The sequence below is a fragment of the Streptomyces sp. NPDC001920 genome, assembly GCF_053594495.1.
The window spans coordinates 22129-40846 of the sequence record NZ_JBSFEP010000002.1; the positions used below are offsets into that span (position 1 = coordinate 22129).

17 protein-coding genes and 2 pseudogenes are annotated in these 18718 nt (G+C 72.0%); 11 read left to right on the forward strand and 8 right to left on the reverse strand.

The window, feature by feature from the left end; translation table 11 throughout:
- Positions 1-26: 26 nt before the first annotated feature.
- The 5 genes and pseudogenes from ACWCPI_RS02660 to ACWCPI_RS02680 form a co-directional block, all read right to left on the reverse strand.
- A pseudogene (locus ACWCPI_RS02660) lies at positions 27-187 on the reverse strand (hydrolase); the annotation flags it as partial.
- 133 nt (positions 188-320) lie between these two features.
- Positions 321-1478 (reverse strand): Gfo/Idh/MocA family protein, encoded by a 1158-nt coding sequence (locus ACWCPI_RS02665; protein ID WP_451036379.1) that lies wholly within the window; start codon positions 1476-1478, stop codon positions 321-323.
- A pseudogene (locus tag ACWCPI_RS02670) lies at positions 1475-1812 on the reverse strand (pectate lyase); the annotation flags it as partial. The gene ACWCPI_RS02665 and the pseudogene ACWCPI_RS02670, both read right to left, overlap by 4 nt.
- 231 nt (positions 1813-2043) lie before the next feature.
- Entirely contained in the window at positions 2044-2634 is a 591-nt protein-coding gene (locus tag ACWCPI_RS02675; RefSeq protein ID WP_451036380.1) for a TIGR03086 family metal-binding protein, read from the reverse strand.
- Between the two features lie 143 nt (positions 2635-2777).
- A complete protein-coding gene (locus ACWCPI_RS02680; RefSeq protein ID WP_451036381.1) occupies positions 2778-3530 on the reverse strand; it encodes a helix-turn-helix domain-containing protein in 753 nt (250 codons plus the stop codon).
- A gap of 271 nt (positions 3531-3801) precedes the next feature.
- Between ACWCPI_RS02680 and ACWCPI_RS02685 the strand changes: the two genes are divergently transcribed.
- From ACWCPI_RS02685 to ACWCPI_RS02700, 4 genes are all read left to right on the forward strand, one after another.
- Positions 3802-4470, forward strand: coding sequence for a DUF4097 family beta strand repeat-containing protein (locus ACWCPI_RS02685; RefSeq protein WP_451036382.1), 669 nt, complete (start codon positions 3802-3804; stop codon positions 4468-4470).
- A gap of 32 nt (positions 4471-4502) precedes the next feature.
- Entirely contained in the window at positions 4503-5459 is a 957-nt protein-coding gene (locus tag ACWCPI_RS02690; protein ID WP_451036383.1) for an ATP-binding cassette domain-containing protein, read from the forward strand.
- The gene (locus ACWCPI_RS02695) at positions 5456-6274 is read left to right on the forward strand and encodes an ABC transporter permease (RefSeq protein ID WP_451036384.1); all 819 of its coding nucleotides are present in this window, start codon (positions 5456-5458) and stop codon (positions 6272-6274) included. Before ACWCPI_RS02690 ends, ACWCPI_RS02695 begins: the two co-directional genes overlap by 4 nt.
- Positions 6275-6429: 155 nt before the next feature.
- Positions 6430-7665, forward strand: a complete 1236-nt coding sequence (locus tag ACWCPI_RS02700; protein ID WP_451036385.1) for an MFS transporter — start codon at positions 6430-6432, stop codon at positions 7663-7665.
- Here the strand turns inward: ACWCPI_RS02700 and ACWCPI_RS02705 are convergent.
- Both ACWCPI_RS02705 and ACWCPI_RS02710 read right to left on the reverse strand, forming a co-directional pair.
- Positions 7602-8765, reverse strand: coding sequence for a hypothetical protein (locus tag ACWCPI_RS02705; protein ID WP_451036386.1), 1164 nt, complete (start codon positions 8763-8765; stop codon positions 7602-7604). The genes ACWCPI_RS02700 and ACWCPI_RS02705 overlap by 64 nt on opposite strands.
- Entirely contained in the window at positions 8762-9715 is a 954-nt protein-coding gene (locus ACWCPI_RS02710) for a 5-dehydro-4-deoxyglucarate dehydratase (RefSeq protein WP_451036387.1), read from the reverse strand. The genes ACWCPI_RS02705 and ACWCPI_RS02710 overlap by 4 nt, the downstream gene beginning before the upstream one ends.
- Positions 9716-10004: 289 nt before the next feature.
- On the opposite strand from ACWCPI_RS02710, the gene ACWCPI_RS02715 reads away from it, so the two are divergent.
- The 7 genes from ACWCPI_RS02715 (at position 10005) to ACWCPI_RS02745 (ending at position 17447) form a co-directional block, all read left to right on the forward strand.
- Positions 10005-10814, forward strand: a complete 810-nt coding sequence (locus ACWCPI_RS02715) for an NAD-dependent epimerase/dehydratase family protein (RefSeq protein ID WP_451036388.1) — start codon at positions 10005-10007, stop codon at positions 10812-10814.
- A gap of 259 nt (positions 10815-11073) precedes the next feature.
- Positions 11074-11844 carry a DeoR/GlpR family DNA-binding transcription regulator gene (locus ACWCPI_RS02720; protein WP_451036389.1) on the forward strand — a complete coding sequence of 257 codons (771 nt, stop codon included), beginning with the start codon at positions 11074-11076 and terminating at the stop codon, positions 11842-11844.
- Positions 11845-11972: 128 nt separating this feature from the next.
- Positions 11973-13343, forward strand: coding sequence for an ABC transporter substrate-binding protein (locus ACWCPI_RS02725; RefSeq protein ID WP_451036390.1), 1371 nt, complete (start codon positions 11973-11975; stop codon positions 13341-13343).
- Positions 13340-14278, forward strand: a complete 939-nt coding sequence (locus tag ACWCPI_RS02730) for a carbohydrate ABC transporter permease (protein ID WP_451036391.1) — start codon at positions 13340-13342, stop codon at positions 14276-14278. The genes ACWCPI_RS02725 and ACWCPI_RS02730 overlap by 4 nt, the downstream gene beginning before the upstream one ends.
- Positions 14279-14283: 5 nt before the next feature.
- Complete coding sequence (locus ACWCPI_RS02735) at positions 14284-15123, forward strand: carbohydrate ABC transporter permease (RefSeq protein WP_451036805.1); 840 nt, start codon at positions 14284-14286, stop codon at positions 15121-15123.
- On the forward strand, positions 15120-16109 hold the full coding sequence (locus ACWCPI_RS02740; protein WP_451036392.1) for a zinc-dependent alcohol dehydrogenase family protein: 990 nt from the start codon (positions 15120-15122) through the stop codon (positions 16107-16109). Before ACWCPI_RS02735 ends, ACWCPI_RS02740 begins: the two co-directional genes overlap by 4 nt.
- A 129-nt stretch (positions 16110-16238) precedes the next feature.
- Positions 16239-17447, forward strand: coding sequence for a TerD family protein (locus ACWCPI_RS02745; protein ID WP_451036806.1), 1209 nt, complete (start codon positions 16239-16241; stop codon positions 17445-17447).
- Between the two features lie 141 nt (positions 17448-17588).
- Here ACWCPI_RS02745 and ACWCPI_RS02750 read toward each other — a convergent pair whose 3' ends face one another.
- A complete protein-coding gene (locus tag ACWCPI_RS02750) occupies positions 17589-18626 on the reverse strand; it encodes a LacI family DNA-binding transcriptional regulator (RefSeq protein WP_451036393.1) in 1038 nt (345 codons plus the stop codon).
- Positions 18627-18718 lie beyond the last annotated feature (92 nt).

An 18718-nucleotide genomic window follows, 5' to 3' on the forward strand; every position in this document is an offset into this window, starting at 1 on the left:
CGGAGACAGAGGAACCGCCGGGCGGATCACAGGACCGCGTCGAGCCAGGCGAACACCTCGTCCTGCATGCGGTCGACGAAGACATGGCCGAGGTCCGGCCAGGTCTTCAGGTGCGTCGCTCCCCGGCGTGCCGCGAACGCCGGACGGCTCGCAGCCTGTCGTACGCGGCCCGCACGCCCCGCTCCGGGACCCACGCCCGGGTACTCGGCGGTGCGGACGAACCAGGGGTCCTGCCGGGTGCGGTCCATGGCTCCGGCGAAGACCAGCGTCGGACTCGATGCGGGCGCGCCAGAAGAAGCCGCCGTACGCGCGGGGGGTCATCAGGGGCTCACCTCTTTCGATCCGGCCGGGAGGGCCCAGGGGGCGCCCAGCTCGGAGTAGAGGGCGAGGGTGTCGGCGGCCGCGGCGACCAGGCCGTCGATGCCGGGCACGACCCGGCGCCGCTCGCCGGGGAGCAGCTGCCATGCCCCGCCGGGCAGGGGGGCCGGGTCGGGGGCCAGCCGGATCGCTTCGACGACCTTCATGAAGGCGCCGGTCGTCTCGGGTGCGACCAGCAGTCCGGTGCCGTCGGTGAGGTGCTCGACGAGGTTCTCCAGCAGGTCGGTCCGGCCGTACTCGTACTCCTCGGGGCCGTGCTTCGCGCGCTGGAGCAGGACGCGGTCCTGCTTGTACCAGAAGGTGATCCGGCCGCGGGTGCCGTGCACGACGACGTACGGCTCGCCGGGGTCCTCGGCGCACAGGGTCGCGGCGACGACGACCTGCGGGCCGCGCGGGCCGGTGACGCGGACGCAGGAGGTGTCGTCGGACTCGATGTCGTTGGCGCGCAGCAACTCGGTCTCCACGGCGGTGACGTCCTCGGCGCGGGTCGTGCCGCCGAGCGCGAGTGCGGTGGCGACGGCGTGCGCGAGCGGGTTGGTGAGGGCGCCGTCGATCACGTCGACCCCGTTCAGCCTGCGCTTGCCCGCCCAGGGCGCCCGCCGGTAGTACGCCTCGGGACGGGCCCAGGCGCCGGCCCCGCCGATCCCGGTGATCTCGCCGATCGCGCCGGCGGCCATCAGCGTCCGGATCGCGGGCACGGCGTGCGAGCCCAGCGACTGGAAGCCGATCTGGCAGGCGACGCCGGCCTCGGCGACCCCGTCGGCCATGCGCCGGAACTCCGCGTACGACGGGGCGGGCGGCTTCTCCAGCAGGATGTGCACGCCCTTGCGCGCCGCTGTCAGGGCCAGGTCGGTGTGGGTCGGGATCGGCGTGCAGATCACCGCGGCGCGGGCGCCGGTGGAGTCGAGGAGGGCGCCGAAGTCGGCGGACTGCTCCGGCTCCCCGAGACCTTCGGGCAGCTCCCGGGCGCTCAGCGGGGTCAGCTCGCAGATCCCCGCCAGCCGCACGATCCCCTTGTCCTGGAGCCGGCGGATGTTGTCCAGGTGCCAGCGGCCATGGCCGCGCGCGCCAGCCAGGACGACGGGTACGGCAGTGCTCATGGGGTCCTCCCTGCGCCCGCGCCGCGTGCCACCGCTCGGTCGGCCGTCTCGGCGCTGTCGATCTTTGTGTGCAGGGTAGGGCCCATCCCACGTCGGCCGTGAGGTCACGCTCGCTGCCGGAGTTGCAGGCGTGGTGGATGGCCGGCAGGTCGACCGGGAAGCCGTTGAACAGGGTGCCGCTCTGGTGCAGGGCGGTGCCGTTCCAGCTGTTGACCAGGTCGGCCGCCTCGATGCGGCCGAGAGTGCGGAAGGCGTTGTTCTGCGCGTACAGGCCCGACTCGGGGGAGGCGCCGGGCGAGTACCGGTGGTCGTGCGCCTCGGCCGGGACGACGTACCCGTGAGGAGATCGGCGGTGCCATCGGTGTGAGGACGCCGGGTCCGGATCGCGCCGGGCCGCGCCGGACCTGTGAGGCGCCGTATGTGCACGAGGGTGTCGGTGGCGGCATCCGTCCGCGCGGGCGGGCGGACGTGCCGGGGAGGCGGGCCCCGGGGGCGGCGGTCGAGCGTGGCCGAAGGCGTGGCTGCGCTGTCCGGCCGGCAGGGGCTCCGCAGACTCCCCGGTCCGTCAGGGCCGCCGCCAGGCCGGGTCCCGTCCGCTCAGCCCCACCGCCCGGTCCAGGAGCGACGCGTCCCGGGCGACCGGGACGACGGGGCCGAAGATGCCGCCGCCCCGGCTCGGGTCGTCGGCGGCCGCGAGGAGCATGCCGTACGACAGCCGCAGTGCGGACGGGTCCGGCTCGTACTCCTGGCCGGTCGAGCGGGCCAGGTCCCAGCCGTGGATCACCAGCTCGTCCGCAGCGACGGTGCCCGCCTCCGGGCCGGTCAGCGCCACCCCGCCCGCGCGGGTGTCGCCGGTCCACGCGGCCGGGTCCCGCCACGCCTCGGCCAGCTCGTCGAGCACCTTCGGCAGTTCCTCGCGCCAGCCCGGCCCGATGTCCGGTACGGCGTCGTCCGGGCTGGTGTCGGTCGTGGGGCCCAGGTCCTTGCGGCCGGCGTCGCGGAAGGCGACGGCGAGGCCGAGCAGGTGGCCCAGCAGATTGCGCACCGCCATGCCGGGGCAGGGCGTGGGCGCCGAGAGCTGGTCGTCGGTGACGCCGTCCGCGAGACGGGCCACGATGCGGGCCTGCGGTCCGAGGTCGACGATCGTGTCGGTCATGAGCGGCTCCTCACAGATCTGTTCCTGGGAGGTGGACCGGAGCCGGACGCGAAACTCATCGCCGGCACGGACGGGCGGCGCCCACCGCGGCGGCGCCGACGGCCCGCCGGCGAAGAGAACGACCTGCCGGCAGAACCCGGCGCTCAACGATCCGACACCGGCCCCGCATCGCCGTCCGGAGCCGTCTCGGCCTTCGCGAAGAGGACCTCGCGGGCCTGCTCCGCGGCACGGGTGATGCTCTCGCTGATGAAGTCGGAGAAGCGGGCGATGTTCTCCAGGCGGACGGCCGCCAGGGTGTCGGGGCCGAGGACGCCGACGCCCTGGCGCGCGATCCGGGCGAGCTCGGCGCTGGAGCGGGCGGCGGCCATCGTCGACTGGTACCAGACGTCGTTGTCGACGACGTAGCGATCGCGGCGACGTTCGTCGCGTTCCCGGCGGATGAGGCCCTGGCTGTCGAGGAACGCGATCGCCTTGGACACCGACGCCGGGCTGACCTGGAGGCGCTCGACGAGTTCGGACGCGGTGAGGCTGCCCGCATCGGTGATGAAGAGGCAGGTCAGGACCCGGGCCGTCATCTTGGGCAGGCCCTGTTGCATGAACAGGGTGGTGAACGCCTCCTCGTACTCGCGCACGGCCTCGGGGTCGCGCCCATGGGCCTGCTCGGGCGCCTGCCGCCCCCGGGGCGCGGCCTGCCTGCGCCGGTGGGCGCGGCGTTCGGTGGCACGGTGGGCCAGGTCGGCACGGTAGGCGACGGGGCCTCCGTTGCGCATGACCTCGCGTGTGACGGTCGACGTCGGACGGTCGAGGCGGCGGGCGATCTCCGCATAGGCGAGCCCGTCGGCCAGCCCCAGCGCGATCTGCTGGCGTTCCTGCTGGGTGAGCCTGCCTCCCGGCATGAGATCTCCCTTCCTGGTCCTCAGATGCCCTCACTGTAGCTTTCACCCTCACCTCAATGCAACGAGCACTGAGCTGACGTTGCGTTATCTCCTCATCGGTTGCAACGATTTCTAGCAGCTGAGCTGCATAAATACCTACTTCATGCAACGAGTGCGTTGCCAGATCCATGAACGCAACGTAGCTTTTTCGATGTCGGAAACACCCGGCGGAAACACCCGGAAGCACCTGACGAAACAGCGACGAGCACACCAGCGAGCACAGGAGAAAACGATGCAGAAGTTCGACACCCCCGCCCCGGTCGCCGCCGTCCTCGACATCCCCGCCGGCCGTGTCCAGGTCATCGCCGCCGACCGGGCGGACACCACCGTCGAGGTCCGGCCCGCCGACCCCGGCAAGAGCCGGGACGCCGAAGCCGCCGAGCAGACCACCGTCGAGTTCGGCGACGGGGTCCTGCGGATCGAGGCCCCGACGAAGAAGCAGTACTTCGGCGCCTCCGGATCCGTCGAGGTGACGGTGCAGCTGCCCACCGGCTCCCACGTCGCGGTGAAGGCCGCCGGCACCGAGCTCCGGGGCGTCGGACGGCTCGGCGACGTGACGTACGACAGCGCGCAGGGCCCGGTCAAGCTCGACGAGGCCGCGAGCGCCCGCGTCACCGTCCTCGCCGGCGACGTCTGCGTCGGCCGCCTGGGCGGCCCCGCGGAGATCAGCACCCAGAAGGGCGACCTCCGCATCGGCGAGGCCGCGCACGGCACGGTCGCCCTGCACACCGAGCACGGCGACATCTCGGTCGGCGCCGCCCACGGCGTCTCCGCCTCCCTGGACGCCGGCACCGGATACGGCCGGGTCCACAACGCGCTCAAGAACACCGACGGTGCCGGCGCCGGCCTGCAGATCCACGCGACCACCGCCTACGGCGACATCACCGCCCGCAGCCTGTAGACACACCCGGCCCGCAGAAGGAGCACCCCCTCATGACCACTTTGGCCATCGCGGCGAACGGGCTGCGCAAGTCCTACGGCGACAAGACCGTCCTCGACGGCGTCGACCTGGCCGTCCCCGAAGGAACGATCTTCTCCCTGCTCGGCCCGAACGGGGCCGGCAAGACCACCGCGGTCAAGATCCTCTCCACGCTGATCAGCGCCGATGACGGCGTGATCCGGGTCGGCGGCCACGACCTCGCCACCGACGCCCAGGCCGTCCGCGCGGCGATCGGGGTCACCGGGCAGTTCTCCGCCGTCGACGGCCTGATCACCGGGGAGGAGAACATGCTCCTCATGGCGGACCTGCACCACCTGCCCAAGCGCGAGGGACGGCGGGTCGCCGCCGAACTGCTGGAGCGCTTCGACCTCACCGACGCCGCGAACAAGCCCGCCTCCACCTACTCCGGGGGCATGAAGCGCCGCCTGGACATCGCCATGACCCTGGTCGGCGACCCGAAGATCATCTTCCTGGACGAGCCGACCACCGGTCTCGACCCGCGCTCCCGCCACACCATGTGGCACATCATCCGCGAACTCGTCACCGGCGGCGTCACCGTCTTCCTCACCACGCAGTACCTGGAAGAAGCCGACGAACTCGCCGACCGCATCGCCGTCCTGAACGACGGCAAGATCGCCGCCGAGGGCACCGCCGAAGAACTCAAGCGCCTCGTCCCCGGCGGACACATCCGCCTGCGCTTCACCGACCCCGCCGCCTACCGGTCCGCCGCCGCCACGCTGAACGGCGCCTCCCACGACGACGAAGCCCTCGCCCTGCTCCTCCCCAGCGGCGGCGGCCAGCGCGAACTGCGCTCCGTCCTCGACTGGCTCGACGCCACCGGCGTCGAGGCCGACGAACTCACCGTGCACACCCCCGACCTCGACGACGTCTTCTTCGCCCTCACCGGCGGCACCGGCCTCCCCCACCAGCCCAAGGAGAACGCCCGATGAGCACCTCTGCGGCCCCCGCCCGTCCCACCACACGCTCCTACGCCGTGCGCGACGCCTCCACCATGCTGCGCCGCAACCTCCTGCACGCCCGCCGCTACCCCTCCCTCACCCTCAACCTCCTGCTCACCCCGATCATGCTGCTGCTGCTCTTCGTCTACATCTTCGGCGACACCATGAGCGCCGGCATCGGCGACGGCAGCGCCGACCGCTCGGCCTACGTGGCCTACCTCGTACCCGGCCTGCTGCTGATGACCATCGGCAGCACCACCATCGGCACCGCGGTCTCCGTCTCCAACGACATGTCCGAAGGCATCATCGCCCGCTTCCGCACCATGGCCATCCACCGCGGATCGGTACTCGTCGGACACGTGCTCGGCAGCGTCCTGCAGTCGGTCCTCAGCGTGGTCCTGGTCGCGGCCGTCGGTGTGGCCATCGGCTTCCGCTCCACCGACGCCACCGCCCTGGAATGGCTCGCGGCCCTCGGCCTGCTCGTCCTCTTCGCCACGGCACTCACCTGGATCGCCGTCGGCATGGGCCTGGTCAGCCCCAACGCCGAGGCCGCCAGCAACAACGCCATGCCCCTGATCTTCCTGCCGCTCATCTCCAGCACCTTCGTCCCGGTCGACGCGATGCCCGGCTGGTTCCAGCCGATCGCCGAGTACCAGCCCTTCACCCCCGCCGTCGAGACGCTGCGCGGACTCCTGCTCGGCACCGAGATCGGCCACGACGGCTGGCTGGCCCTCGCCTGGTGCCTCGGTCTCACCGCCTTCGGCTACCTCTGGTCCACCTCCACGTTCGGCAAGGACCCGAAGTAGCCGCCGTGACGACGCGGGCCGGTTCCCGCATCCCGACCCCACCGAGGGCGGCGTACACCGACACCCGTCGGAGTACGCCGCCCTCTCGTGTGCGCGGGGATCTAATGCACTTTCCCCATCCCGAGGCCCCCGCCTCAGCCGCACGATGGTGCGGCATGACGATCACCACCTGGGCCCTCCCCCGCGTCCTGAGCGACCGCAACGCCCGCCTGTACCTCGCCGGAGTCCTGATCTCCGGCTTCGGCACCTCGGCGCTGTGGCTGGTGTCCGGCGTCTGGGTCAAGGACCTCACCGGCTCCGACGGTCTGGCGGCGCTCTGCATGCTGGCCATGTGGGCCCCGACCCTGGCGGGCCCGCTCCTCGGCACCCTCGCCGACCGCACCCGCCGAAAGCCGCTGCTGATCGGCGCCAACCTGCTGCTGGCCACCCTGCTCCTCACCCTCGTCACCGTCGACTCCCAGGGCCGCGTCCGGCTCCTCTTCGCGGTCCTGTTCGTCTACGGGGCGGTGGGCGTGGTGCACGGCGCCGCCGAGTCCGCGCTGGTCGCGGGCGCGGTTCCGGCGCCCCTGCTCGGGGACTTCAACGGGCTGCGCATGACGGTGAACGAAGGCATGAAGCTCCTCGCCCCGCTGGCCGGCGCGGGAGTGTACGCGGCGTACGGCGGTGCGGGTGTCGCCCTGCTCGACGCGGTGACGTTCGTGCTCGCGAGCGGCCTGTACGCCTGCCTCCGGGTCCGCGAGAGCAGGCCGGAGCCGCCGAAGGGCGGATGGCGGGCGCAGACCGCCGAGGGGGCCCGTTTCCTGTGGGCGCACGGCCGGTTGCGTCCTCTCGTCCTGGCCGGCGGCGCCACCATGCTCTTCGCCGGCCTCAACGGGGCGATGACCTACGCCGTCATCGACGGGCTCGGGCACGCCCCCGCCTACGCCGGTGTGCTGTACGCCGTCCAGGGCGCCGGGTCGGTGGCGATCGGGCTGCTGGCCGGCCCCGCACTGCGCCGCCTCGGCGAACGCCGCTTCGCCGCTTGCGGCATCGTCCTGACGGCCGTCGGGACCGGGCTGCGGTCGATCCCGTCCGACCCGGTGGCCCTCGTCTGCGGTGCGGCGATCGGCGTGGGTCTGCCCTGCGTGCTCATCGCCACGTTCACCGCCGTGCAGGACGCGACACCGCACGCCGTGCTCGGCCGTACCGCCGCGACGGCCGACACGCTCGTCTTCACCCCGAACGTCATCGGACTCGCCGTCGGAGCGGCGCTCGTCGAACTGCTCGACGTGCGAGGTGTGTTGATCGTGTTCGGCCTGCTGTTGCCGGTGGCCGCGCTGCCGCCGCTTCAGAAGGCGGCCAGGGCCTCCCGCACCGCCACCAGGTCCCCGTCCGACGCCAACCCGGCGTGATAGAGCCGGATCTGAGTGGCCCCCAGCTCACGCGCGCGCGCCATGTCCGTGGCGAGGGTGCCCGGGCTGCCCCCCATCCCGGACACCACGCAGAAGTTGGCGGCGACGACCGCGCCCGCGCGACCCTGTTCGGCGAAGGGCGCAAGCAGCCCGGGGCCGTCGGCGCAGGGCACGACCACGCCGTCGGCGACGGTCAGGATGTGCGCGGGGTCGACGCCCGCGTTCGCGCCGCAGTGATACGTCACGGGGTCCGCGTGCAGCAGCACCTGGAAGCCCGCGGGGGCGGCCCGGCGTACCGCCCGCACCGCCTCCTCCTGCAGCGTCCGGGCGGTTCCGTCGCGCCACGCGCGCGTGGCGGCCGCGGTCGACCCGCCGAGCAGCTTCTCCACCCCGGCCCAGCCCTCGTCGGTGGCCGTGCCCCGCCACAGCGGCTCCAGGGCGCCGCGTACGGCGGCCGCCAGCTCGTCGGCGTGCAGGCCCTGGGCGCCGTACCCCTCCCGGCAGGTCGGGCAGAAGCAGAGCGCCATCAGGTACTGCCCGGCGTCCCCGAGCGGGACCCCGGCGGTCTTGTCGTGGGCGTGCAGATGCTGGAGGCCGTACCAGCCGAGGGACTCCAGTTCGGTGCCGCGCGTTCCGGGGCGTACGGCGGCCTCGGCGGCGAGGTCGACGAGGTACGCGCGCGTGGCGGGCTGTGCGATGCAGGGGGCCCACGGGTAGCGGTCGCCGTAGGCGTTGACGACGCAGGTGTGCGGATGCTCGGCGCCCAGGCGGGAGTTGTGCGCGAGCACCACCCAGCTGTGCACCTCCAGGCCGGCCTGCGCGAGCGCCGCGGCCGCCTCTGCGTACGCGTCACCGGGTGCCCAGTCCCCCGCCGGGTACGGGCGCAGTTCCCGGCCCTGCCAGCGGTCGTCCGGGGGGTAGAGCACGGCCGCGTGCTCGGCGGTGACGATGCGGTGACGCGGGTGGCGCGGGGTGAGGGCGCGGGTGGAGTGGTAGGCGGCGGCGAGCGTCACCTGCCGCACGCCGAGGGCGGCGATCCTCGCGGGTGCATCCGGGTCACCGTTGACGTCCCAGGGGTAGACGAATGCCGACGCCTTCACTCGGTTTCCTCCCGCTCCTTCCCCAGCAGCGCGTAGCCGCGCTCGATCACCTGAGCGAGCTGCCCGAGATGGTCCTCGCCGGGCTCGTGCAACGGCGGGCGCACCTCCCCCACGTCCAGCCCGCGCAGCCGTACGCCCGCCTTGACCAGGGCGACGGCGTAGCCGCGGCCCTGGGCGCGCAGTTCGACGAACGGCCGGTAGAACCCGTCCAGGAGACGGTGAGCGGTCGTGTCGTCGCCCGTCTCCAGCGCCCGATAGAAGGCGAGGGCGATCTCCGGGGCGAAGCAGAACACGGCGGAGGAGTAGAGCGGGACGCCGATGGCTCGGTAGGCGAGCTGGGTCTGCTCGGCGGTCGGCAGGCCGTTGAAGTAGAGGAGACTGCCGGGGGCCTCGGTGCGTACGGCGCTGACGATCCGCTGCATGAGGTCGAGGTCGCCGAGGCCGTCCTTGAGGCCGATGATCCCCTCGGTGCGGGCCAGTGCGACGACGCCGGCCGGGGTGAAGACGGCGTTGTCACGCTGGTAGACGACGACCGGGAGCGCGGTCGCCGCGGCGATCTCCCGGTAGTGCCGCAGCAGCCCCTCCTGCCCGGCGGCCACGAGGTACGGCGGCATGGCGAGGAGCCCGTCGGCGCCGGCCGTCCCGGCGAGTCCGGCGTACCGCACGGCGAGGGCGGTGCCGTAGCCGACGCCCGCGACGACCGGCACCCGGCCCGCGGCGGACTCGACGGCCACCCGCACGCACGCCTCGTACTCCTCGGGCGCGAGCGCGTGGAACTCTCCGGTGCCGCAGCAGGCGAACACGGCGGCCGCCCCGGCCTCGACGCCCCGGCGTACATGGACGCGGTAGGTGTCGAGGTCGACCGAGCCGTCGGGGTCGAAGGCGGTGACGGGGAAGAACAGCGGCCCGCCGGGGCTGCCGAGGCGCGCGGCGAGGGGGACTGGAGTCACGGGCTCTCCCTAGAACAGGCGCTCACGCTTCTGATCCACGTCTACATTCTTGAACATCATCAGCCTAGGGAGCCCCGTCGAGGCCGGTCAAGCGCCCGAACCGGCGATCCAGCGCGGATTCTCCGTACACGCGGGACACTTGACGCGATCGGCGCTCATCCCTAGCGTGTCCACACATATGAATGCCGTCCACACATGCGGTCGACGAGTCGGCTGAGCGAGCCGCCCTAGCCGCACGAGCCGACCCGCGCACCAACGCCGATCCGCGCCGACCCGAGGAGTCCCGAGGATGCCGACACCCCGCACCGTTCTGCTCACCGGCGCCGCCGGCGGCCTCGGCACCCTGATGCGGGACCGCCTCCCGGCGTACGGCTACGAGCTGCGGCTGCTCGATCTGCGTCCCGTCGACGGCGTGCCGGACGCGATCGTCGCCGACCTCGGCGACAGGGAGGCCCTGCGCGAGGCCGTGCGAGGCGTCGACGCGATCATCCACCTCGCGGGGATCTCCCTCGAAGCCCCGTTCGACAAGATCCTCAAGGCGAACATCGAGGGGACCTACAACCTGTACGAGGCCGCCCGTGAGGAGGGCGTGGAGCGCGTCGTCCTCGCCTCCTCCAACCACGCCGTGGGCTTCACACCCAGGCCCCGGGAGAGCGGTGCCCTCATCCCGATCGACACCCCGCGCCGCCCGGACACCTTCTACGGCCTGTCCAAGTCCTTCGGCGAGGACCTCGCCCAGTTCTACTGGGACAAGTACGGCCTGGAGACCGTGTCGGTGCGCATCGGCTCCTGCTTCCCCGAGCCCACCAGTGTCCGCATGCTCTCGGTGTGGATGAGCCCCGCCGACGGCGCCCGGCTCCTCCACGCCGCCCTGACCGCGGAGAACGTCGGACACACGGTCGTCTACGGCTCCTCGGCGAACACGCGGCTGTGGTGGGACCTCACCACCGCGCGCACCCTCGGCTACGAGCCGCAGGACGACTCCGAGCCGTACGCCGAGAAACTGATCGCCGAGCAGGGCGAGCTGGACCCGGAGAACATCGCGCACACCTACCTGGGCGGCCACTTCGTGAGCGACCCACCGATCTGGCCGTACTGACCGAAACACATCGTCGCGAACGGGCGGGCGGGCACCGAACGGGCCCGTCCGCCGCACCTTCGGGCATCCGCGGCGCCCGATCTCACGCCGCCCGCGACAACCACGCAGGTCCGCGGCGGGCGCACCCGCCGGTGAACGGGCACACACGGGCAGCATCGGACCGGCAACAGACCTGGTCAGCCCCGCGCACCCGCTGTAGAAATTCCGGCATGGGTCCTACCGGGCCCGAACGGGCAGCACGGCGGAGGCAGGTGTCGGCATGAGCACGAGAACGGCGGAAGAGCGCCAGCGCGAGATCGTGCAGGCGGCCCGGCGCGACGGCTCGGTCGACGTCACCGCGCTCGCCGCCGACCTGGGCGTGGCCAAGGAGACCGTACGGCGGGATCTGCGCGTCCTGGAGGACCACGGCCTGCTCCGCCGTACCCACGGCGGGGCCTACCCCGTGGAGAGCGCCGGCTTCGAGACGACGCTCGCCTTCCGTGCGACCAGCCACGTCCCGGAGAAGCGCCGGATCGCGGCCGCCGCGGCCGAGCTGCTCCACGACGCGGAAACGGTCTTCGTCGACGAGGGCTTCACCCCGCAGCTCATCGCCGAGTCCCTGCCGACCGACCGGCCGCTGACCGTGGTCACCGCGTCCCTGCCGGTCGCGGGCGCCCTCGCGGAGGCCGAGCAGGTCTGCGTGCTGCTGCTCGGCGGACGGGTGCGGGCCGGGACACTCGCCACCGTCGACCACTGGACGACGAAGATGCTGTCCGGCTTCGTCATCGACCTGGCGTTCATCGGCGCCAACGGCATCTCCCGCGACCACGGACTCACCACCCCCGACCCCGCGGTCAGCGAGGTCAAGGCACAGGCGATCCGGGCCGCGCGCCGCACGGTCTTCGCGGGAGTGCACACCAAGTTCGGAGCGGTCAGCTTCTGCCGGTTCGCACAGGTCGGCGCCCTGGAAGCGATCGTGACCAGCACGCTGCTCCCGGCGGCCGAGGCGCATCGGTACTCACTGCTCGGCCCGCAGGTCATCCGCGTCTGACAACCGACTCCCGTCCCGCGTTCCGACAACCAGCCCCTCCTGTGTCCTGACAACCGACTCTCGTCCCCCGCAGGGCACCTCCACGCCGGACAGTTCCCCTTATCTCCCTATACGTCCAGGAGCGATCCATGCGAACCCAGAGCCGACGACGGCCCCCGCGAGCCACGCTCGCCGCGGCCGCCGCAGGGACGCTGCTCGCCCCGCTGCTCTCCGGCTGCTGGGTCGGAGCCGGCGGGGCCGGGTCGGGCGGCGACTCGATCAACGTCCTGATGGTCAACAACCCCCAGATGACCGCACTCCAGAAGCTGGCCCCGCACTTCACGAAGGAGACGGGGATCGAGGTCGACTTCACCGTCCTGCCCGAGAACGACGTCCGCGACAAGATCAGCCAGGACTTCGCCAACCAGGCGGGCCAGTACGACGTGGCCACCCTCTCCAACTACGAGATACCGATCTACGCCCGCAACGGCTGGCTGCGGGAGATGGACTCCTACGTCGCGCGGGATGCGGCCTACGACGAGCCGGACGTCCTCAAGCCGATGCGCCAGTCCCTGACCGGCGACGACGGCAGACTCTACGGCCAGCCCTTCTACGGCGAATCGTCCTTCCTCATGTACCGCAAGGACGTGTTCGCCAAGGAGGGCCTGACGATGCCGGCGCACCCCACCTGGCGGCAGGTGGCGGACCTGGCAGCGGAGGTGGACGGCGCCGAGCCCGGCATGAAGGGCATCTGTCTGCGCGGACTCCCGGGCTGGGGCGAGGTGATGGCCCCGCTCACCACGGTGGTGAACACCTTCGGCGGCACCTGGTTCGACAAGGACTGGAAGGCGCGACTGGACTCCCCCGAGTGGAAGAGGGCGACGACGTTCTACGTCGACCTGGTCCGCGAGCACGGGGAGTCCGGAGCGGCCCAGTCCGGCTTCGCCGAGTGCCTGAACAACATGACCCAGGGCAAGGTCGCCATGTGGTACGACGCCACCTCCGCGGCCGGATCCCTGGAGGCGGCGAAGAGCCCCGTCAAGGGCAAGGTCGGCTACGCGCCGGCCCCCGTCGAGAAGACGGAGTCCTCCGGCTGGCTCTACACCTGGGCCTGGGGCATCCAGCAGGCGTCACGCAACCCCGACAGGGCCTGGAAGTTCGTGTCGTGGGCGTCGAGCAAGCAGTACGAGCAGCTGGTCGGCGACCAGATCGGCTGGGCCGACGTCCCGGCCGGCAAGCGTGCCTCCACCTACGCCAACCCGGCGTACCGGGAGGAGGCGGCCGCCTTCCAGGAGATGACGAAGGAGGCCATCGAGGGCGCCCGTCCGAACGACCCCGGCGTGCAGCCGCGGCCCGCGCCCGGCATCCAGTTCGTCGGCATCCCCGAGTTCACCGACCTCGGCACCAAGGTCTCCCAGGAGATCAGCGCGGCCATCGCCGGGCGCCAGTCCGTCGAGTCGGCCCTGAACAAGTCCCAGCAGCTCGCCGAGAAGATCTCCGAGGAGTACGAGGGGCGATGACAGCGACGACCACGGCCCCCCTGGCCACGACTCCCGAACGGACCACACGCCCGCCCTCCGCCCGGCTGCGCGCCTGGGCGACCCGGGCCCCCCTGATGCCCGCCCTGGTCTTCATGATCCTGGTGACCCAGCTGCCCTTCGTGGCCACGCTGGTGATCTCCTTCTTCGACTGGAACTCCCTCTACCCGGACGCCCGCCGCTTCGCCGGCGTCGACAACTACCGTGAGGTCCTCACCGACGCGGACCTGCGCCACTCGGTGTGGACGACCGTGCTGCTGACGGTCGCAGTGGTACTGGCCAGCCTGGTCCTCGGCCTGGTGCTCGCCCTGCTTCTGGACCGGAGGTTCAAGGGCCGCGGGGTGGTCCGCACCCTGCTGATCGCACCCTTCCTGGTGGTCCCGGTGGCTGCCGCCCTGCTCTGGAAGCATGTGCTCTACAACCCCGAATACGGCCTGTTCAACGGGTTGTTGCACTATGTGGGCGGCCCACAGCCCGACTGGATCTCCCACACTCCGCTCCTCGCGGTCGAGGCCTCCCTGGTCTGGCAGTGGACGCCGTTCATGATGCTGATCCTGCTGGCCGGTCTCCAGAGCCGCGACCACGAGCAGATCGAGGCGGCCCGTGTCGACGGCGCGAGCGACTGGCAGATCTTCCGCCACCTCACCCTCCCGCACCTGCGCCGCTACCTCGAACTGGGCGCCCTGCTGGGCTCGATCTACATCGTCCAGAACTTCGACGCGGTCTTCACGATCACGTCAGGCGGCCTGGGCACCGCCAACCTCCCCTACGCCGTCTACCAGAGCTTCTACCAGGCCCACGAGAACGGCCTCGCCTCCGCCGCGGGCGTCTTGGTGGTCATCGGCTCCATCGTCATCGCGACCTTCGCACTGCGCGTGGTGTCGTCCCTGTTCCGCGAGGAGGTGCCGCGCGCGTGAGTGCCCTGACCGTACGACTCGGCAGAGGTCGCAAGACCGTCGGCCTGGGCCTGGTGGCCTGGCTGCTCGGGATCGTGTTCTTCCTGCCCATCGCGTGGATGGCCCTGACGTCCTTCCACTCCGAACAGGACGCGGCGACCAACCCGCCGTCCTTCGCCGCGTCGCTGACGCTGGACGGCTACCGCGAGTTCTTCGGCGCCGGCGGCGGCGCCAGCCCCTGGCCCGCACTGGTCAACTCGACGGTGGCGTCGGTGGCGTCGACCCTGTTCGTCCTGCTCCTCGCCCTTCCGGCGGCCTACGCCCTGTCGATCCGCCCGGTGCGGAAGTGGACGGACGTCCTGTTCTTCTTCCTGTCCACGAAGATGCTGCCGGCCGTGGCGGGTCTGCTGCCGCTGTACCTGTTCGCGAAGAACACGGGCATGCTCGACAACATCTGGCTGCTGGTCATCCTCTACACCTCCATGAACCTGCCGATCGCGGTGTGGATGATGCAGTCCTTCCTGGCCGAGATCCCGGTGGCGGTGATCGAGGCGGCGAGGGTGGACGGCGCGAGGCTCCCGACGATCCTCACCCGCGTGGTGGCCCCCATCGCGCTGCCGGGCGTCGCCGCGACGGCCCTGATCTGCTTCATCTTCAGCTGGAACGAGCTGCTGTTCGCCCGGGTGCTGACCGGCGTGGTGGCGGAGACCGCCCCCGTCTTCCTGACCGGCTTCATCACCAGCCAGGGCCTGTTCCTGGCCAAGGTGTGCGCCGCGTCGCTCGTCATCTCCCTGCCGGTGCTCGCCGCGGGGTTCGCCGCCCAGGACAAACTGGTCCAGGGCCTGTCGTTGGGAGCCGTGAAATGAAGGCCGCCGTCATCGAGTCCGTGGGCAAGGCCGTCGTCGCCGAGGTCCCCGACCCGACGCCCGGCCCGCGCGAGGTCGTCGTCGAGGTCGCGGCCTGCGGCCTGTGCGGCACGGACCTGCACATCCTCCAGGGCGAGTTCGCGCCCGAGCTGCCGATCGTGCCCGGGCACGAGTTCGCGGGCGAGGTGGTCGGGGTCGGCACCCGGGTCACCGAGGTGTCGGTCGGCGACCGGGTGGCGGTGGACCCTTCCCTCTACTGCTACGAGTGCCGCTACTGCCGTACCGGCCACAACAACCTCTGCGAACGGTGGGCCGCGATCGGCGTGACGACCCCCGGGGGCGCGGCGCGCTACGCGGTGGCCCCGGTGGCGAACTGCGTGCGGCTCCCGGAGCACGTACGCACCGAGGACGCGGCGCTGGTGGAGCCGTTGTCGTGCGCGGTCAGGGGCTACGACGTCCTGCAGTCCCGCCTCGGCGCCCACGTCCTGATCTACGGCTCGGGCACGATGGGCCTGATGATGCTGGAACTGGCCAAGCGGACCGGAGCGGCGAGCGTGGACGTGGTGGACGTGAACCCGGCCCGGCTGGAGACGGCACGGCGGCTCGGCGTCTCGGCGTCCGCCGCGAACCCGGACGAGCTGGACCGCCCCCAGGGCTGGGACCTCGTGGTCGACGCCACGGGCAACGCGGCCGCGATCCAGGACGGCCTCGACCGGGTCGCGAAGGCGGGCACGTTCCTGCAGTTCGGGGTGGCGGACTACGCGACGAGGGTGACGATCGACCCGTACCGCATCTACAACCAGGAGATCACGATCACGGGATCGATGGCGGTCCTGCACAGCTTCGAGCGCGCGGCGGAACTGTTCGCGAACGGCGTCCTGGACCCGGACGTCTTCATCAGCGACCGCATCCCGCTGGAGCGGTACCCGGACGCGCTGGCGCAGTTCGCCTCCGGAGTGGGCCGCAAGATCGTGGTGGTGCCGTAGGTACCTCGCCCCCCGCCGCCCCGTCCCCTCCTGAAGGGACGGGGCGGCGGAGCGTGGCCCACGCCCTCCGAATGGCCCCGGGTAAGGGAACGGTAAAGCGCCCCCGCTCGTTCACCCGGCATGACAGCTATGACCCCCGGCTCGAACATCCCTCTCTCCGCCGCCCGCGTCACGGTGGACGTCGCCGCCCCGGTGCGGCTCGACGTATCGGGCCTGCTGCTCACCGCCGACGGCAAGGTGCGCTCCGACGACGACTTCATCTTCTACAACCAGCCCACCGGCCCCGGCGTGACCTACCGCTCGGGCGGCGGCACCAGCCCCGACGCGATCACGGTCGACACCACGGCCGTCCCCCCGGGCATCGAGAAGATCGTCGTCACCGCCAGCCCGGACGCCACCGGCCAGACCTTCCAGGGCATCGAACCCACGGCCACCATCCGCAACGCGGACGACAACAGCGTCCTGGCCACCTTCACGCCCCCGCAGCTCGGCACCGAGACGGCCCTGGTGATCGTGGAGATCTATCTGCGCAACGGCGCCTGGAAGGCCCGCGCGGTCGGCCAGGGCTACGCCAACGGCCTGGCCGGCATCGCCACCGACTTCGGCGTCACGGTCGAGGAGCCGGCCGCGCCCGCCGCCCCGCCGCAGCCCGCCATGCAGCCCCCCGCCGCCCCGCCGGCACCGCCCCTGGCCACTCCTCCCGTGCCCCAGGCCCCCGCCGCTCCCCCGGCCCCGCCCGCGCCGCCCGCCCCGGGCGCCGGCAAGATCAACCTGGACAAGGGCCGGGTCAGCCTCCAGAAGAACCAGACCGTCTCCCTGATGAAGGGCGGCCGTCCGCTGCTCTCCCAGGTCAAGATGGGTCTCGGCTGGGAGCCGGCGTACCGCGGCAAGGACATCGACCTGGACGCCTCGGTGATCGCCTACGGCCCGCAGCGCAACCACATCGACAGCTGCTACTTCGGCAAGCTGCAGATCGTGAACGGCGCCATCCGGCACTCCGGCGACAACCTCACCGGTGAGGGCGGGGGCGACGACGAGGTCATCACCGTGGACCTGGGGCGCCTGCCCATGGAGGTCACCGGCCTGGTCTTCACGGTCAACTCCTTCTCCGGCCAGAAGTTCACCGAGGTCGCCAAGGCCTACTGCCGTCTCCTCGACGCCGCGACCGGCGAGGAACTGGTCCGCTTCGACCTCACCAGCGCCGAGGCGCAGACGGGCGTGATGATGGCCAAGCTGATCCGCCAGTTCTCCGGCGAGTGGGAGATGACGGCCATGGGCGACTTCGTGAAGTCCCGCACGGTGAGGGGGATGGTCAAGCCGGCGGCCCAGGCCCTCTAGGGGTGTTTCGAAACCCCCGCGGCAGCCGTACGGCATCCGGGGCGCCCCCTGCCGAGGGGGCGCCCCGGCGCGTGTGTGCCGCACTGCCGACGTGCCCGCGAGTCACAGGGGTCGAGGCGGTCGCGGCCTCGTCGGCCCGTCTCAGGCCGAGGCCCGCACCACCAGCTCCGGAACCACCCAGGCGTCGGCGCCGCTCATCGGCTCCTCTCCCGCCCGCAGGCGCGCCACCTGCTCCACGGCCAGCCGGCCCAGCCGCCGTTTGTCGATGTGCAGGGTGGTGAGGGCGGGTTCCACCAGTTCGCCCAGCGACAGGCCGTCGAAGCCGAGCACGGCCAGGTCGTCGGGCACCCTCCGGCCCCGGCGCCGGGCGGCGCGCATCGCGCCGACCGCGATCAGATCGTTGAAGCCGAACACGGCGGTGATGTCGGGCCGGGCGTCCAGCAGCCGTCCCATGCCGGTCTCGCCGCCCGCCACGCTGTGCTCCTGGCACTGGGCTGTCCAGCCCTCGTCGACGGGCAGGCCGTGCCGCCGGGCCTCCGCGAGGAACGCCTGTCTTCTTGGGGCGGGGCCGTGCACACCGTCCAGCATGCCGATCCGGCGGTGCCCGGCGCGCACCAGGTGGGCCATGCCCTGTTCCAGACCGGCCGCGGCGTCGATGCCCACGGCCGCGAAGCGGGTCTGCTGCGGGCCGCGTTCCAGCAGCACCAGTGGTACGCCGCCGAGGTGCCGGGACAGCACGTCGTCGGGGTTCCTGAAGTAGCCCACGACCGCGTCGGCCTGGTGGGACAGGACGTCGAGCGCCTCCCGCTCCCGGGCCTCGTCGGCCCGTGAGTCCCACACGACCACCTGCCAGCCGCGCCGCTCCGCGGCTTCCAGGACACCGGCGGCGACCTCGGGGAAAAAGGGGTTCATCAGGTCCGGGATCACCAGACCGGCCGTGACGGTCCCCTTGCGGACGAGGCCGCGCGCGAAACGGCTGGGCCGGTAGTCCAGCAGCCGCGCCGCCTCCAGCACCCGTTCCTTCGTGGCCGGGTCGATCTCGCCCTTGTCGTTGACCGCGCGGGAGACCGTCTGCCGGGACACTCCGGCCAGCTTGGCGACGTCGTGGATCGTGGCCCGGCGGCGGGGGCCGTCGGACCGTTCGGCATCCGGGTCCCGCTGCTGATCGTCCGCCCACACGCAGTGCACTGTATCCGGCGGAGCGCTCCGCCCGAAGTGCCGCGATGAGCCGCGATGAGCCGCCACGGCGCCCTGTCCGCGTTCGGCGACGG